Annotated in this window: 13 protein-coding genes; 2 read left to right on the forward strand and 11 right to left on the reverse strand. The window is 41.7% G+C overall.

Translation table 11 applies throughout. From position 1 onward, the window contains the following. Positions 1–42: 42 nt before the first annotated feature. The 10 genes from AC0VYO_RS19090 to AC0VYO_RS19135 all read right to left on the reverse strand — a co-directional run bounded on the left by AC0VYO_RS19090 (position 43) and on the right by AC0VYO_RS19135 (position 14,464). Positions 43–2,055: a beta-galactosidase gene (locus tag AC0VYO_RS19090; protein ID WP_475368008.1), complete on the reverse strand. Its 2,013-nt coding sequence runs from the start codon at positions 2,053–2,055 to the stop codon at positions 43–45. Positions 2,056–2,130: 75 nt separating this feature from the next. After that, a complete protein-coding gene (gene galT / locus AC0VYO_RS19095) occupies positions 2,131–3,663 on the reverse strand; it encodes a UDP-glucose--hexose-1-phosphate uridylyltransferase (RefSeq protein ID WP_475368009.1) in 1,533 nt (510 codons plus the stop codon). Between the two features lie 25 nt (positions 3,664–3,688). Beyond that, positions 3,689–4,867 carry a galactokinase gene (locus tag AC0VYO_RS19100; protein WP_475368010.1) on the reverse strand — a complete coding sequence of 393 codons (1,179 nt, stop codon included), beginning with the start codon at positions 4,865–4,867 and terminating at the stop codon, positions 3,689–3,691. 19 nt (positions 4,868–4,886) lie between these two features. Continuing rightward, positions 4,887–5,876, reverse strand: a complete 990-nt coding sequence (locus tag AC0VYO_RS19105; protein WP_283153541.1) for a LacI family DNA-binding transcriptional regulator — start codon at positions 5,874–5,876, stop codon at positions 4,887–4,889. Positions 5,877–5,891: 15 nt separating this feature from the next. Next, a complete protein-coding gene (locus AC0VYO_RS19110; RefSeq protein WP_475368011.1) occupies positions 5,892–8,096 on the reverse strand; it encodes an alpha-galactosidase in 2,205 nt (734 codons plus the stop codon). A gap of 13 nt (positions 8,097–8,109) precedes the next feature. Next, positions 8,110–9,828 (reverse strand): glycoside hydrolase family 35 protein, encoded by a 1,719-nt coding sequence (locus tag AC0VYO_RS19115; protein ID WP_475365915.1) that lies wholly within the window; start codon positions 9,826–9,828, stop codon positions 8,110–8,112. A 12-nt stretch (positions 9,829–9,840) separates the two neighbouring features. After that, complete coding sequence (locus AC0VYO_RS19120) at positions 9,841–10,632, reverse strand: carbohydrate ABC transporter permease (protein WP_475367522.1); 792 nt, start codon at positions 10,630–10,632, stop codon at positions 9,841–9,843. A 107-nt stretch (positions 10,633–10,739) separates the two neighbouring features. Next, positions 10,740–11,591, reverse strand: coding sequence for a carbohydrate ABC transporter permease (locus tag AC0VYO_RS19125; RefSeq protein ID WP_159785293.1), 852 nt, complete (start codon positions 11,589–11,591; stop codon positions 10,740–10,742). A 61-nt stretch (positions 11,592–11,652) separates the two neighbouring features. Next, positions 11,653–12,933 carry an ABC transporter substrate-binding protein gene (locus AC0VYO_RS19130; protein ID WP_430243389.1) on the reverse strand — a complete coding sequence of 427 codons (1,281 nt, stop codon included), beginning with the start codon at positions 12,931–12,933 and terminating at the stop codon, positions 11,653–11,655. A gap of 238 nt (positions 12,934–13,171) precedes the next feature. Next, entirely contained in the window at positions 13,172–14,464 is a 1,293-nt protein-coding gene (locus tag AC0VYO_RS19135) for an ABC transporter substrate-binding protein (protein WP_475368012.1), read from the reverse strand. 253 nt (positions 14,465–14,717) lie between these two features. On the opposite strand from AC0VYO_RS19135, the gene AC0VYO_RS19140 reads away from it, so the two are divergent. Beyond that, the gene (locus tag AC0VYO_RS19140) at positions 14,718–16,142 is read left to right on the forward strand and encodes an MBOAT family O-acyltransferase (RefSeq protein WP_475365917.1); all 1,425 of its coding nucleotides are present in this window, start codon (positions 14,718–14,720) and stop codon (positions 16,140–16,142) included. 21 nt (positions 16,143–16,163) lie between these two features. Beyond that, positions 16,164–17,378 carry a DHHW family protein gene (locus AC0VYO_RS19145; protein ID WP_475365918.1) on the forward strand — a complete coding sequence of 405 codons (1,215 nt, stop codon included), beginning with the start codon at positions 16,164–16,166 and terminating at the stop codon, positions 17,376–17,378. Positions 17,379–17,504: 126 nt separating this feature from the next. On the opposite strand, the gene AC0VYO_RS19150 is transcribed toward AC0VYO_RS19145, so the two are convergent. Then, on the reverse strand, positions 17,505–18,071 hold the full coding sequence (locus AC0VYO_RS19150) for a class I SAM-dependent methyltransferase (RefSeq protein WP_475368013.1): 567 nt from the start codon (positions 18,069–18,071) through the stop codon (positions 17,505–17,507). Positions 18,072–18,150: the final 79 nt, after the last annotated feature.

Below are 18,150 nucleotides of genomic sequence, written 5' to 3' on the forward strand. Positions count from 1 at the left end.
AGTAAAACTTCGTCGATATCCATCGTTATTTCCCGGAAAATACTAATTAAGCTTTAGTACAGACGATCCAAGCGGTTTAATAGACATTTCTCCACTAAATTCATCATGAGAAACGGCATCTACCCAGGTTCCTTTCGGCAATGTTAGCGAACCTTTTTCGTCCGTCGAATGATTCACAACACATAAGAATACCGCCCCGTCTTGTCCTGTACGTGTGACAGCTTCTACGTTTTCACTTGAACCGATCGTTGTTACGTCTGTTTCTTGGAAAACTTCTGCATAAAGAGCATCCATTATTTCCTCTTGGAGTGCAGAGCCAATGTAATAGACCGTGCCTTTTCCATATGTGTTTTTTGTAATCGCCGCCGTTTTTTCGTAGAAGCAAGAGCGATATTCAGCAAGTACTTCCGCAGTTGTCGGCTCAACAAGATCACACCAGATGGAAGCAACGGAGCTCATACCTTTCATTGCACCTTGAACGCCTTCAACCTCGTTGTTTTGTCCGAGCTGAAGTGATTCATATTCATTAATTTCTACTCCTGCAAGCTCACGTAATGCGCCTGGCAACGTATCTTCTACAACAAAGTTATTCTGTTCCTTCACACCGGCGCGATAGGATAAGATCACCGTTCCACCTTGCTCAGCAAAACGTGAAATTTTGTCGTTTACAACTGGGTCTGTAAGGAAATAAACCGGTACAACGAGCACTTTGTACCCATCCAGCTTGCTTTCTTTCGTCACAATGTCCGTCATGGCATTCATACGGTGCGCAGGGCTATAGAAGCGGAGGAATTCTCGCTTGTATTCAAATGCATTGCTTTGTGGCTGAATACCCCATGCCCAGGCGTTCTCTACATCATAATACACAGCGACATCCGCCTGGTACTTAGACGCAATCCAATCATCTCCAAACACGCTAAGAGAATCGATTACTTCTTTTACTTCATTATATTTACGCTTTGGCTTACCATCATGATCGAGCACACCATGGCAAAACTCTTCCGTCCCAAAGCGTGCCGCACGCCAGCGGAAATAAACAATTGCTTCCGCTCCACGAGCAATCGCCTGATACGTCCAAAGTTTAATATGACCTGGACGAGGTAAGTAACCGATGCGACTCCACCCTTGCGCTCCTGAAAGTTCTTCCATTACCCAGAAGCCTTTTCCACCCTTTGAAGAGCGACAAAGGTCGTGTTGATGTGCGATCGCAGCAGGCGCAATCGGTTCTGGTAAACCGCCCCATACCGGATAGTTATCAAATGAAATGAAGTCAAGATCCTTTGCCATATCCCATTGATTAATCGCTAAGTCTGTAAATACGAAGTTATGCGTAATCCACTGATCCGAGCGAATATGTTTACGAAGAATGTCAGTTTGAATCTTATTATAAGACGTATACGCATCCGCACAGAAACGATCAAAATCAAGAAGCAAGCTTGGATTATGTTCCTGTAATACTTTACGAGGCACAGGAATTTGTGACCACGCTGTATACGTTTGACTCCAGAAAACCGTACCCCAAGCTTCATTTAAAGCATCAAGCGTTTCGTATTTTTGCTGTAGCCAAATTTGGAATGCTTTTTGATCCACTTCTCCATAGCTTCGATCAGATTTTTCATGACCGTATTCATTGTCTACTTGCCAGCCAATAATTCCTTCGTGCTGACCATAGCGTTTCGCCATTTTCTCAACAATCTTTGCTGTCAATTCTTGATATACTTCACTGTTCACGGTATAGTGACGTCTCGCTCCGAATGAAATGACTGTCCCGTTAGGATCCACAGGTAAAATTTCTGGATACTTTTCAACCATCCACGCAGGCGGCGTGGCCGTTGGTGTCCCAAGAACTACCTCGATGCCGTTACTTGTCATTAGGTCGATCGCTTCATCATAAAGCGAGAAATCAAACGTTCCCTCCTCAGGCTCCATCAGCTGCCAGCCGAATTCAGCAATTCGAACGACATTCACACCGAGTTCTTTCATCAATCGTACATCTTCTGTCCAACGCTCTTTCGGCCATTGTTCCGGGTAATAATCAACACCTACATACATCATGTTAGCTCCTTTTACCGATCTATTTTTTGAGTATTACATCAATGAGAAAAGAAGCCCGCCAGAATCGGCAAGCTCTTATTGGTTTAAATGGTTGTTAAACTCATGTGTAAAGCGGTCAAATGCTTCCTGACCTGAAGCCGTTCGTTTAAAAACGCCTGCATGGCTTAAAATATTGGAGAAGATCAACCCAACCTCATGACGCAATCGTCCCTGTACATTCGATGAATTCAGGTCTGAATACTTCTTAAGAAGAGAATCAGCCCATGTAACATGTTTCTGAATGCGATCATCTTGCTTAATACTTTCTAGCGGATTTTCACTTATAAGAGATTCACCAAGCAAGTGAAGCTCTTCTTGTAATCTACCAGGAAGCACAGCTAGCCCCATTACTTCAATTAAACCGATATTCTCTTTTTTTATATGATGCACTTCTCCATGGGGGTGAAAAAGTCCCATTGGATGCTGTTTCGTTGTTCGATTGTTCCGGAGTACAAGATCAAGCTCATAGCGCTCGCCATTTCGACGAGCTATAGGTGTAATCGTGTTATGAGACTCATTACCTGTAACCGCGCGAACATCAACACTCTCATCACTATATCCCTTCCAGAATTGAAGAATCGCATCAGCCAGTTCACCAAGTTCATCTCGATCGTTGCTTTGAAGTCGTAGCACAGACATCGGCCACTTCACAATGCCTGCCTTCACGTTCGGATAAGCTGATAGAACGACGTTTCGCTCCATCTCTGCTTTCGCCATCGGGAACTCATGCTTCCCTCCCTGGAAATGATCATGACTTAATATCGAACCGCCTACAATTGGTAGATCAGCATTCGAGCCGATAAAATAATGAGGAAACTTGCCAACAAACTCTAGTAGTCTGTCAAACGTACCTCGTGAAATTTTCATCGGCTCGTGTTCACCGTATAACACAATCGCATGTTCGTTATAGTAAACGTAGGGAGAGTACTGCAAATACCACTGTTTCTCTTCAAGGGTTATAGGGATCATCCTAAGATTTTGTCGCGCAGGATGAGTTAATCGTCCCGCATACCCTTCGTTCTCTTTACAAAGCAGACACTCAGGATAGCCGCTTGACTTCATCGTTTTGGCTGCCGCAATCGCTTTCGGATCTTTCTCTGGTTTAGAAAGGTTGATCGTGATTTCCATCTCACCATACTCTGTTTCCGTAAGCCAGTCTTCATTTTTTGCTATGCGATCGGTACGAATGTAATGAACGTCTTTTGAATATTGATAAAAGTTAGCCGTTGCTGCTTCAGGGCCGGCATGTTCATAAGTCGCTTCAAACTTCTCAATCACTTCTGAAGGTCGCTCGGTTAAACACCCCATAATTTTTGTATCGAGCAAGTCACGATAAGTTACCGTATTTTCTATTAGTCGATCATGATCATATGCCCAATTCAGGATGCGATCTAAAATAGAAACAGGGCTATCTGGAATATCCGCAGGAACATCACTTGTATCGATCTCCTCAAGCTGAAGAACTTCTAGAATTTGATTGCGAACATATGATAAATCCCACTCACGAAAAAGATGTTTATTCAATCCGTATTGGAGGAGACGGTTAATCTCTTGATCGATGTTCGTCATGGTTTCTCTCCACTCCTCTCCAGAATTACAGTGCTTCCGAAAGCTGATTTATTTCTCTTGCTCCTGCACCTATTTCCACAACGTAAAATTCAGGTGTTAAGCCCGTTTTCTCTTTATATGTTTTCGCTACATTAGTTTGGAATGATGTTAAAAATTGATCCTCCACAATGCTGATCGTACAGCCACCAAATCCTGCCCCAGTCATCCGAGAGCCAATCACACCTTCTTCTGACCATGCAGCTTCTACTAAAGCATCAAGCTCAAGACCAGTTACTTCATAGTCATCGCGCAAGGAAACATGTGACTCATTCATTAACTGACCAAATGCTCCAATTTCTCCAGCCTTTAAACGTTTAGCCGCTTCAATCGTACGAACGTTTTCATAAACTGCATGTTTCGCACGTTTCTGATCAATCAGATTTGTGATGTGGTGTTTATGCGCTTCAAACGAGTCAATTGTTAAATCACCAAGTGATTGAATCGAAACATGTTCTTGAAGCTCGGCGAGTGCCCGCTCACATTCAGAACGTCGCTCATTATATTTTGAATCAGCAAGCCCTCTTCGTTTATTCGTATTTGCAATAACGAGTGAAGCTTTTTCTAGAACTACCGGGCTGTATCTATAAGCAAGCGTGTTGCAATCAAGAAGAACCGCTGCTTTTTCTTTCCCCATCCCAATGGCAAACTGATCCATGATGCCACAGTTTACGCCTACAAATTCATTTTCAGCACGCTGACTCATCTTCACCATTTCTACCATCTCAAGATGAAGGTGATTTAGTTCATTTAATAGAACAGCCGTCGCAAGTTCGATTGACGCTGAAGACGAAAGTCCCGCTCCATTCGGAATGTTTCCAAAGTAAAGGACATCAAATCCGCTAACGTCATAACCTGACTCCTTAAAGATCGAAACAACGCCTTTCGGGTAATTCGCCCAATCATGTTCAGCATCATACGCAAGACTTGTTGAATCAACTGTCATCACACCTTGCGTTTTGAAGTTCAGCGAATAAAACCGAATAAGATTATCTTTTCTTTTCCTAGCAACGGCATAGGTACCAATACTAAGCGAGCATGGAAAAACATGTCCCCCATTATAATCCGTATGTTCGCCAATTAAATTGACGCGCCCTGGCGAGAAGAAGCTTCTTATCTCGCCACCTTCTCCATACACCTCTCGAAATGTTTCGTATAGGGTTTTCATTAATTTCACCCGGCCTCGTTTATTTACTGCTCTTCCGCAGCTTCAGTTTTGTCGACATCGTCACTTTTTTGGCTACTTTCCTTCTCAATAGACGCTCCATCAAAAGGCCAACAGCCGTTTCACCCATCAGTTCTGTGTACACTTTGACCGTACTCAAAGCAGGATAAACATACTTCGAAACGCTAATGTCATTCACTCCAATTAAGCTAACGCGATCAGGAACAGCTACGCCGTTCTCATGAAGAGCGCGGAGACACCCAATCGCCATTGTGTCATTTCCTACAAAGAACGCAGTCGGTAGCTTCTCTCCAAGCTCTTCGATCGCACGATTCATAAGGGAATAACCATCATCTACCGTAAACGATCCTGTGTACACGTAAGATTCATGATCCTGATCACGTTCCGTCATATAGCGCTTGAACGTGATTTCGCGTTCATCAACAATTTCAGCACTAGCATCTCGAAATGTTTCTCTGCCACCAATGTAGCCAATTCTCTCATGACCTTTACTCGCAAAATAATCGAGCACTTTTTTGGTCGCCTTTTCAAAATCAACGACAACCGCGTCGTACTTTTCATTGTCTGGATCATAGTCAACGAATACGATATTAGGGGTGACTTTATTTAATGAAGCTATTTCTTGACTACTAAATTTACCTACGGCTATCATGCCCTGAATGTTTTCTTTTTCTAATTCATCATAGTTATCTTTAAAAATTTTCACGAGTTCAAGCCGCTCTTCCTGACAGCGCTGCTCGACTCCTAGTCGAATCGACATGTAATACAGGTCATTCAACTCTTCCTTTTCGGTATACCAATGGATAATTGCAATTTTCGGTGTTAGTGATTTTTTTCCGCGTTTTTTACTATAGGAAAGCTCTTCTGCCACTTCGAAAATCCGCTTTTTCGTATCATCTGAAACAGATAACGTTTCATCGTAGTTAAGGACGCGTGAAACAGTCGATGGTGAACATTTCACTTTTTGTGCGATGTCCTTAATCGTTGCCATGGTCATCATCCTTTTTTATTCTGCTTTTAAATAAAACACTTTCGATTGAAAGTCACCACCGCGCTCAGCTTGCTCGCCATTCGCTCCATTGAACTCAACCGGAAGCGGAATGCCGTGCTGCATCAGTTCATCTCCGAAGTATGTCTCCTCATCGACGTTATAATGACGATCAGGAGCTAAACCTTTTAATTTCACAAACTGATTGGTGCGTGGATTCGGAGTGCTTGATGATTTATACCAGCCAACAAGCGCTTCATTTCGATTCGACGAAACGACCATCCAGGCCGTTTCATTGCTTTCAAATGGACTTTGTAAGCGAATGAAATCACCATCACGGACAAGCTGTCGAAATGACTGGTATCGTTTAATTTGTTCTTTTACAATTTCTTTTTCTTCATCAGACAGGGTTGAAGGATCCAATTCATAACCAAAGGTTCCAAAATACGCAACATCTGCCCGCATTGACAGCGGAGTTGAACGAAGCGTTTGGTGGTTTGGTACGGCTGATACGTGAGAACCCATGCTATAGATAGGATAAGCGATAGAGGTACCATATTGGATTTTCAGACGCTCCACCGCGTCTGTATCATCACTCGCCCATGCTTGTGGGGCGTAGTAAAGGAGAGCCGGATCAAAACGACCACCGCCGCCCGCACACGATTCAAACAGTACATTTGGAAACTCTGATGTTAACCGTTCATAAAGATCATAGACACCGAGAATGTAACGATGGAAAAACTCTCCCTGGTGCTCTAAACCTGCAGAGTAGGCCTCCGTAATGTTCCGATTCATATCCCATTTAATATAATCCAGATTCGTCGACTCAATGATCGTTTTCATTCGTCCGAAAATATAGTCCACTACTTCTGTACGCGTATAATCAAGTACGCGCTGATTCCGGCCAAGCGTAAAGTGCTCACCTGGAATACCTACAGCCCATTCAGGATGCTCTCTGTAGAGCTCACTATCAGGACTAATCATTTCAGGCTCAAACCATAAACCAAATTGCAATCCCGTTTCCTTCACTTTTTCAGCTAGAGAGGCAATGCCATCTGGGAGTTTGTTAAGATCAACCGTCCAATCTCCTAGTGAAGATCGGTCATTGTTTCTCTTCCCAAACCAACCATCATCAAGGACGAAAAGTTCAACACCAAGTTCTTTTGCCTCTTTCGCAAAATGAATAAGCTTCTCTTCATTAAAATCAAAGTAAGTAGCTTCCCAGTTATTAATTAAGACAGGACGCTCTTTCTTTTTCCACTGTTCACTAATCAACTGATTGCGGTAAAGATGATGGAACGTTTGGCTCATCCCGTTCAATCCTTGATCAGAGTAAACCATAATCGCTTCTGGTGATTGGAACGATTCACCGGGACTAAGATTCCACTTAAAACCAAGCGGATGAATACCAAGCTGCGCACGTGCCACGCCATAATGATCAACTTCCGTTTGCGCTAGAAAATTCCCGCTATACACGAACTGGAATCCAAACACTTCACCCGTATGTTCTGTTGCATCCATTGTTTTTAGTGCAAGAAATGGATTGTGATGATGAGAGCTTGCTCCACGTATACTCGAAACGGACTGAATGCCCTGCTCTAATTTCCTCGTTTTCACATGACGCTCACGGGCCCATGTTCCTGAGAGGTGCACCATTTCCATATCAGCATAAGGAAGATCAACAGACAGTGACATCATTCGATCAATGGATAGCTCGCTATCTGTGTTGTTAATAAGACGCGCGTTCCTCGCAATCACAGATTCATTTTCAAAAATCGTGTAGCTGAGATGAAGCTCAACCTTCTGATACTTATCCTCCAACACAATAAGTAACGTCTCCGCTTCTTGCGCATTCGCATAAGTGGCCGGCAAACCTTTCAAGCGAGGCTTCCCTTTCACTTGCTCATGTGATCTATAAACAAAGTTCGCTATAGGCTTTTGACCTGCTAACACCATAAAGGCAGGCTCTCGAAAATCTCCTTTTCCATAGGCCGGGTACTCCTGCCTAATCGTTTCAAGCGAAAAAGCCGCGTCGTTCTCATATGAATGACAGCTAGCCGGCGTTGGATTGTTCGTGTTCTGAAAATGACCATAATCACGATCAGGACGAAGCGCTTTTCCGAAATACAAATGACCGAGCTGACCATTTTTTAAAATATGAAAGATGTAGCTGATCTTTCCATTTGTTAGATGAAACTGCTGTTGGTTAATCAGAATGCTCATTGCCATCGATCCTTTATCCGAGTTTAGGTTCGTTCACTAGTTTTACGCTGCTTGCAGTATGTCCTTCTAATTCCAGAACGACAATTTCATTTGTACCTTCATTTAACAGTGGACCTGGCAAGTAAAGGCGCTGCTGTGGTCCCATCGTTTGCCAGTAGCGACCAAGACTAAAGCCATTAATATAAACATTCCCTTTTGTAAACCCTTCCAAATCAACAAATGTATCATAGCATTGATCAGCATGAAATTCGCCTTTGAAATATTTCGGATAACGTTCTCCTGATGAATACGTCTTCGGTAAACGATCTCCTTCAATTTTAATCATTTCCCAGTCAAACCAATACTGGTTGTTTAGCCAGAGATTCTGCACAATCCCCTTCTGGTCAGATAGATGTTTTCCATAATTCACTCTTCCAAGGTTTTCAACAAGTATTTCAAGAGCATTTACTTCATTCGGAAACGGGATCATAACCGATTTTGACTCATCATTTACTGAAATCGTCGCCTCATGTTTCCCATTGACGTAAAGAAAAGCTCGATCATGAATTGGCGTTGTATCAAGCTCAAACGTTCCAGTGTCGTTAATCGACGTTCGATAAAGCGTGTAGCCGAAACTCTGATCAATCTTCTCCATGCTCCGTGGTGCAACGTGCTCTACCCTGGTTCCTACTTCTTGGAGAACATCGAACAGGCTTGCGCTCTCCACTAGCTTCACTTCTCCATAGCTTTTCGTCTCAACTTTAGAAACGTCTTCAATCGAAACGTCTGCTACGCTTTTCAACACCTCCGCCATTGCGAGATACTTGTCTGTCACGTCGCCCCATTCTGTTAAAAGCGAATCGTAGTCATAGCTAGTAATCGTCGGAGCATATTTTTCGTAATGATTCGCACCGTTATAGAAACCAAAATTTGTTCCACCGTGGAACATGTAGAAATTCACAGATGCGCCCATATCCATTAACTTCTGGAACACTTCCGCTGCTTCCTTTGCGTCACGTGTATGATGCTCGCCGCTCCAGTGATCAAACCAGCCGATCCAAAATTCCGCGACCATTTTAGGTGAATCAGGTTTTATCGCTTCAAGTGCCGCAAAGGCTTCTTCTGGCCTTGAGCCAAAATTCAGCGTCGTTATGACATTATCCATTGAACCTTGTTTAATGAAATCCGGTCCGTCTGATGTGAAGTAAAACGTATCAATGCCATGTTTCTCGTACTGTTCTTTATGAAACTCAAGATAGTTCTGATCGTTGCCATATGCGCCATATTCATTTTCAATTTGAAAGGCAATCACCGGACCGCCGTTCTTTTGTAAGAAAGGCTTCAACCGTGGAAGAAGGTCATTAAAGTATTCCTCTACATGTTTTAGAAAAGCAGGATGACTACAGCGAAGTGCCATGTCATCTTCTTTTAGTAGCCAAGAAGGAAGTCCCCCCATTTCCCACTCTGCACAAATATAAGGAGAAGGACGAACAATAACATAAAGCCCAACGTCCTGTGCTTCAGCTATGAACCGCTCCACATCAGCCATTCCTTCAAAATGAAACTGACCCTTCTTCGGTTCATGAAAATTCCATGGTATATACGTTTCTACTGTATTCAGTCCAAGTGCCTTCAGCTTCTGAAGGCGATCTCTCCAATACTCAGGGACAACTCTGAAGTAATGAAGACCTCCTGAAAGAATTTGGAAGGGTTCGTCATTTAAGTAAAAGTGGTTCTTTCTCGCTTCCAGCATAACAGCCTCCTACTATTTCAAGGCGCTTCCGAGCATACCTGAAATAAATTGTTTTTGCAGTGTTAAGAAGAATGCAATGATCGGAACAGTCGCTAACGTAACGCCCATCATCACTTGACCGTAGTCGATATAAGAGAGTCCCATTAAGCTAGATAGCGCAACAGGGAATGTGTACATATCGTTCGTATTCAATACAACGAGCGGCCACATAAAGTTGTTCCACTGCGTCATGAAAAGGAAGATCGAAGCAGCTGCTAAAGCTGGTCGCATCGATGGAATGACGATCGAGATAAAGATACGCGTTTCGCTTGCGCCATCAAGACGTGCTGACTCCATCAACTCTGTAGGGAATGCCAGGAAGTTCTGTCTTAATAAGAAAATCGCAAATGGGAAGCACAATTGCGGTGCGATAACTGCAAAGTACGTGTTTAATAGATTAAAATCAGACATCATTTGGAACAACGGTATCAGTGTTGCCTGGTAAGGAATCATCATGGAAAGCAAGAATGCAGTAAAGATGAACTTTTTCCCTTTGAAGTTGTACTTCGCTAGAACGTAGGCTGCGCTCGCACAAACTGCAAGGGAAATCACTACATAAAGTCCTGAGACGAAGAGAGAATTAAACAGTACTCTGAAAATACCAATTGACTCATTTAGATTGGTTAAGTTCGTCATAAACTGATCGCCAGGTAAAAGCGTTGGCGGGTTCGTAAACATTTTACTAGAGTCGTTCGTCGCCCCGATAAACATCCAGTAGAACGGGAAGATCGAAACAACAAGGAAGATGCTTAGTAGCGTATACATCCAAACGGCTTTTAGCTTATTTTTCTTTTTCTTAGGTTTCTTTTGTTGCCTTTGAGCAAGGGTGAGTTTATTCGTCGACTGTTCAATTACCTCAAGGTTCTTAGCCATTAATCATCACCTGCTATCTTAAATTGGATAATGGAGAGAATACCAACCATCACAACAACCGCGTATGCAATTGCGGAAGCGTAGCCGAAATCAAAGTATTCAAATCCACTCTGGTAAATATAAAGTCCAAGGGTCATCGTTGAATCCGCCGGTCCACCGCCTGTTAAGTTGAATGGCTCGTCGAAAAGCTGAAGCGTTCCGATGGTTGACAGAATACCTGCAAAAAGAATAACGGGTTTTAGTTGTGGAACAGTAATGTAGAAAAATTGCTTAAACTTATTCGCTCCATCAAGAGAAGCGGCTTCGTATAAATCTTCTGGAATGTTTTGAAGAGCTGCTAAGAAAATAACCATGTTATATCCTGTCCATCTCCACGTCATGGCGATAATGATCGAAGCCTTTGCCCAAAACGGATCAGATAACCACGGAATTGCGGTAATCCCAATGTAGCTTAATGCCGTGTTAATAATTCCTTCTTCTTGAAGCATGATCGAAAATAAAATCGAGTAAGCTACAAGCGATGTGACAGCCGGAAGAAAGAATGAGACGCGGAAAAATCCTTTTAGCTTTAACAACTGGTTGTTCAACACGTTGGCTAGTACCATTGCAAGAATGATCATAACTGGGACTTGAACAACAAAGATAATGAATGTGTTCTGCATCGCCGTCCAGAAAATATCATCATTCCAGAGACGCGTATAGTTTTTCAATCCTGCAAAAACGTATTCTCCACCAACTCGTTCCTGAAAACTGAGAACGAAGGAAGCGATAATCGGATAGACGGTAAATGCTAGGAAAAGCAGAATGGCCGGAGCTGCGAATAAATATGGAAAACGTTTCGCTCGATTCATGAATATCCCACCTTAACATGACAGGGGTCGAAATGAATCAACCCCTGATGATTTCTGTAGCTTATTGAATACGGTTTTTCAAACGATCTTCTGAAGCTTTTAATGCTTCTTCAATGCCTTTACCGTTCGCAATTTCAGATTGCGCTTTAACAGCTTCATCCTTCGCTACGGCATAGTCTCCTGTGTAGTTAACAGCAGGAATGCTATCCATTTCGTCAGCAAGTAGACTCCAGATCGGCTGATTGTTAAAGAACTCAACTTCTTTTGTAAATGCCTCGTTACCATAAATCGTGTTTAGTGAAGGGAACAAACCACCTTCCATTGCAGTTAATTGAACATCTTCATCTGTTGAGAAGAATTCCATAAAATCATACGCTAGATCAGCATTGTCGCTTGCACTAGGAATCATGTAGTTACTTCCGCCCAAGTTAGATGCGCGATTGCCACCTTCTTCAAACGCCGGTAGCTCAATTAATCCCCATTTTCCTGAAGTATCCTTGCCCTGCTGAGTGATCGAACCGTACAACCATGCACCCGATGGAGCTGTCGCAACATCTCCACTAGTCATAGCGCTAATCCATGCGTCCCAACCTACTGTTTCTTTAACTAGTCCTTCTTCATTTAGATTCTTTTGTACTTCCATTGCTTTTTTTGACTCTTCTGAAGTGAGGGCTACATTTTTCTCATCGTCAAAGTAGAATGTGCCTTGCTGATTGAGCATCATACGATAAAGACCGTCATCACCGTTCAGATCAAGACCAATCATTGCTTTATCCGTTTTTTCTTTAATTGTTTTACCAGCTTCGATATAGTCATCCCACGTTTTAATATCTTCCGCATTTACGCCAGCTTCTTCAAAAATATCGGTGCGATAGAAAACTCCTGTTGGTCCACCGTCAAACGGGAATCCGTACATGGCGCCGTCTTTTGAAACAAGCTCTGTCTTATAAGACGGGAAGCTCTCTTTCATTTCGTCAAATCCTTTATCGGAAACGTTTACAAATGCGTCCGGAAAAGCACTCATATAACCTTGAACGCGGTCATCTTCCACAAGAACGATATCTGGTAAACCTTTACCTCCTGCTTGAAGACCAGTTGTTAACTTCGAGTAAACATCGTCAGTACCCATTTCAACAACTTCTAGTTCAAAATCCGGATTTTCTTCTTTAAATTTCTCGGCTGCTTCTTCAAGCACCGGTACATTAATATTCCAAGCCCAAGCTGTTACTTTATTGCTATCGCCTGATCCTTCACTATCATCTCCACCATTCCCACACGCCGCAAGAAACAGACTTAAGACAAGCATCATACTTATACTAACTAGACCCGTTACCTTCTTCATCGACTACCCCTCCAATTAATTACTGAAAACTTTCAAAATTCGTAATGAAAGCGTCTACACTTATTAGAATAGTCGAAGAGGTAAACATAGTCAAGTAAACTTTTACTAAAAGTTTACTACTTTATTTACTTAACAATTAATGGAAGTTGTTACACAAGAAGAAAGTGTCCATCTATGACGGACACTTTCTTCTTTTTGTCTTTATAGGGGGTCAGGTGCGTACCTGACCCCCGCACTATTATTGAATCCGATTCCTCAACCGATCTTCAGCCGCTTTATAAGCCTCTTCAATCGATTTCTGACCATTCATCACTTCGGATTGTGCTTTGATTGACTCATCACTTGCAAGCGCATAATTACCTGTATAGTTCACAGAAGGAATATCATTCATCTCGCTTGCAAACAGCTCCCAGATTGACTGATTGCTAAAGAATTCCACATCCTTTGTGAATGCATCATTTTCATAAATCGTGTTCAGCGTTGGAAATAAACCATTGTCCATCGCCGTTAGCTGTACGTCATCACTAGTAGTAAAGAATTCCATGAAATCGTAAGCCATATCCTGATTCTTGCTCGCGCTTGTAATCACATAGTTACTTCCACCAAGGTTCGCTGCACGGTTTCCATCTTCTTCAAACGCCGGAAGCTTAAACACTCCCCAGTTACCTTCTGTGTCTTTAGCTTGCTGTGTAATAGAACCGCTCAACCACGCGCCAGAAGGAGCCGTCGCAACATCACCTTGTGCCATTGCACTAATCCACGCGTCCCAACCCACTGTATCTTTAACTAGTCCAGCTTCTTTCATCATTTGTACTTTTTCTGCCGCCATTTTAGATTCTTCAGAAGTGAAGTTCACATTCTTTTCATCATCAAAATAGAATGTTCCTTGCTGCGTCATCATCATACGATAAAGACCGTCATCACCATTCAAATCAAGGCCAAGCATTGCTTTTCCTGTAGCTTCTTTGATCTTTTTCCCCGCTTCAATAAAGTCATCCCATGTCTTAATATCATCGGGATTTACACCAGCTTCTTCAAAGTAATCTGTTCGATAAAAAACGCCCGTTGGACCACCATCAAATGGGAAACCATACATTGCATCTTCTTTTGAAAGAAGGTCTGTTTTATAAGTAGGAAAGCTATCCTTGCTTTCATCAAACCCCTTATCAGATACATCTACGAACGCATCGGGGAATGTTTCCATATAACCCTGAATACGATCATCCTCGACAAGTACGATATCTGGCAACCCTTTCCCTCCAGCTTGAAGGCCAGTCGTTAATTTCGAATAAACATCTTCACGACCGAGTTCCACAACCTCTAGTTCAAAATCCGGATTTTCTTTTTTAAACTTCTCTGCCGCTTCTTCAAGAACTGGAACATTAATGTTCCATGCCCATGCTGTCACCTTTTTACCATTACTATCTCCGTCTCCCGCCGACCCTTCACTTGAGCTATTATCACTAGAACAAGCACCGAGAACTAACATCAGAATAAGCAAGAAACTAACTCGACCGATTACCTTTCTCAAAATAACCCCTCCTGTTTGTTTACTAAAAAACACCGAACAACATAAATGAAAGCGCATTCATATTTATAGATTAAGGTACAAAAGGACTATAGTCAAGTAAATATTTACTGATTAATTTACTTTTTGACGGCTATATTCTTTTCATTCTGCCTCATGTATTTTAAGTTTTTGTAAAATATTGAAGAAAAGCAAATTTCAAAGGTATAAATGCTATAGTATTAGGTGGATTATATTTAATTATTGGAGGAGCTATATGGTATTTAGTAATCTCGTTTTCTTATTTGCTTTTATGCCGATCGTCTTATTTTCTTATTTTTTTGCTAGAAAAAGTTTTCGAAACATCGTGCTTCTTATTGCTAGTCTTGTTTTCTACGCATGGGGAGAACCACAGTATGTCTTTCTGATGCTCTTCTCTATTATAATGAACTATGGTTTTGGGAGAGGAATTGGCTATTTTCATAATCAGCTCGCAATAAAAAAATTCCTCCTAACGTTATCGATCGTCGGTAACATTGCAATTCTTGGTTACTTTAAGTACGCAGGCTTCGTATTAGCTAATGTTAATGGCTCCTTTGGGACAAGTTTTGAACTTGGAGAGCTGCCTCTTCCAATTGGAATCTCGTTTTTTACATTCCAAGCGATGAGCTATGTCATTGATATTTATCGAAAAGACGCACCCGTTCAGAAAAATGTTTTCTCACTAGCTCTTTATATCTCTCTTTTCCCACAGCTCGTTGCAGGGCCAATTGTTCGATACAACACCGTTGATCAACAAATTCATTCTCGCTCTATAACTGCTGATAAGGTACACGAAGGAATCAAACGATTTATTATTGGTTTATCAAAAAAAGTACTGTTAGCTAATAGTTTCGCAGTTGTTGCGGATCAGGCATTTAACACTCCCGCAGGTGAAATGAGCGTGATGATGGCGTGGATTGGTGTTATTGCTTACACACTACAAATTTACTTTGATTTCTCAGGGTATAGTGACATGGCCATTGGTCTAGGAAAAATGTTTGGCTTTGATTTTCTAGAGAACTTTCGATACCCCTACATATCTAAAAGCATTTCAGAATTCTGGAGAAGATGGCACATTTCTCTTGGGACATGGTTCAAAGATTACGTTTATATCCCACTAGGTGGGAATCGCCATGGAAAGCTTGTGCAGGTACGTAATCTTCTAATCGTGTGGACGATTACTGGGTTCTGGCATGGCGCTAGCTGGACGTTTATGGCCTGGGGATTCTACTACGGGGCAATTATCGTAATTGAAAGCCTCGGATTTGGTAAATGGTTAAGTCGCCTATGGTCGCCTCTTCAACATATCTATGTCCTACTGCTCGTCATGATCGGCTGGGTCTTTTTCCGCGCTGATAACTTTACGTATTCATTTGAATACTTACAAACGATGTTCGGCTTTAATCAGGCTGCTTTCGCAGATTCAATGTTCCTATTGCAGTGGAATGATAACTGGGTGTTATTCCTAGCTGGCGTTATTTTCAGCACACCTTTCATAGCGAATATCGGCAACATTTACAATCGAATGGCGACGAAAGCAAAGGGACTACAGGTCGTCACGCTTTTCTCAGAACCAGCGATTTATATGACGCTAATGATTTTCGCTATGGTTCGATTAGTCAATTCTAGTTACAACCCATTTATTTATTTCAGGTTTTAATGCCAATAAAGGAGCTTTGCTATGATTCAGCGACTTGAAAAGGCAAGGAAGTGGATGCTCATTATCTTATTCTTTGCGTTTATCTTTACCGTTTTCTTCTATCTTACAGTTTCAGCAGATATTGAAGTATCTGACGTAGAAAAAAGAGAACTAGCTCAAAACCCTGATCTTTCAATTGAGAATGTTTCGAACGGAGAATACATGAACGATTTTGAATCGTATTTTCTTGATCAGTTTCCCGGTCGAAATATCTGGTTGAAATCATATCTTCAATATCAGCAAATGACGAACAAAACCTATATTTTTGATTACTATGTATCTGACTCGAATTGGATCATCCCAAAACCGAGTTATAGTAAGCCTTCTACCCATATTGATGAGGCAGTTGATAACTTAAATGAATTTGCGACAACGATAAAGGATGAGGGTAAGGAAGTTTATTTTGCTTCTCTTCCTCATAAAGTGAATACCATCGACATCCTGCCGTCTTATATTGAAGAGGGAACAGGAATAGAAAAGAAAGATTACTTTTTCTCAAAATTTAACCAAAAGAGCATCCCAACAGTTGATGTTGGGAAAGAATTTAAAGAAGAATATACTGATGATGAATTGAAAGAGCGCTACTTCAAGACAGACCATCACTGGAACATGTTTGGGGCGTTTGAAGGCTATCAAAAAGTAGCAGACCTTCTCTCTGAGAATTCAACTTACTACACAAACATGAACGAAGACGACAGTGACTATGAATTAAAGTGTTATAACGACAAACAATTTATTGGAAGCTATAATAATCAGCTTTATTTAACGGTTGATGCAACAGGTGAAAAGATCTGTCACATGTTACCTAAAGATAATCTATTTGATAACTATCAAATTACCTGGAACGGCAAAGAGCGTACATTTAAACAGGTCTATGGTACAGACATATTTAGAGATAACGATCCTATCGATTTTGGTGGGCTGTACATGAACAATACAGCTGAAATTACAATCGAGAACCCTGCCGTTCAAGAAGAAAGTCGACTATTGATTTTAAAAGATTCCTACGCAAACCCAATTGCGTTCCACATTGCCCAGCATTTCTCCAATACGACTGTTTATGATATCCGTTATAACGATGATCAGATATTAACAGAGTATATGGCGGATAAGGATTTTGATGTAGTCCTGTTCTTGTATAATGACGCCATGCTTCAAGGCGAATCCTTCCGCTTCTCAACACCAATGGAAGACTAAATCGAACGAAGTTTTAGTTGAGCAAAATAAATGAAACCAGCTCTCAATGAAGAGAGTTGGTTTTTTTGTCTTTGTTTTGAGAACAGCTGTCTTTTGTTGGGGACAGGTACGCACCTGACCCTCCCCTCATACTTCCGCAGTTACCCCATATACAGACTCATGAAAATGGTGTATTTGAGGTTCAGTTCCATTCTCTTTAAAAATCTGCATCATCTTCTCAGAAGAAATTCGCTCATGAAGTGGTGGGCCCATATCCATTTCAATGGCTTCCCATTCAAGTACAAGCAATTTCTGTCCCGCCTTAATAATTCGCTTAAATTCTTGGAATGCTCTCGTAAGATCGGGCACTTCATGAATCACAAACGCCGCAATCGCTTTGTCAGCGACGTGATCTGCCAAATTCATCTGCTCTAGGCTACTGACAACGTACTCGATATGTCCAGCTAGATCTTCTTCTGAAACACGCTTCTGAAGAAGATCTAGCATCTGCTTTTCAATATCAACCGCATAAACCTTTTCAGCTGCTTCCGATAACGGCAATGTAAAATACCCATTACCCGCTCCTAAATCAGCTACATGATCGGTTGCCTTTACACCAAGATGAGCGATAACTTGTTCAGGTGAAATAATTTCCTTTCGTTTCGGATCAAGTAGTCGATCCGCATTACCTGGTTTGAATCGTTTACCAGCCACAACGAGAACCTCCTTAGAATTTCTTTCTAATTCTTCACAACCCTACTGGCAGATATACAATATTTAAACACTAAAGCCC

The organism is Anaerobacillus sp. 63XJN7_4_ISO-PGPR-S23-413, from assembly GCF_056173725.1.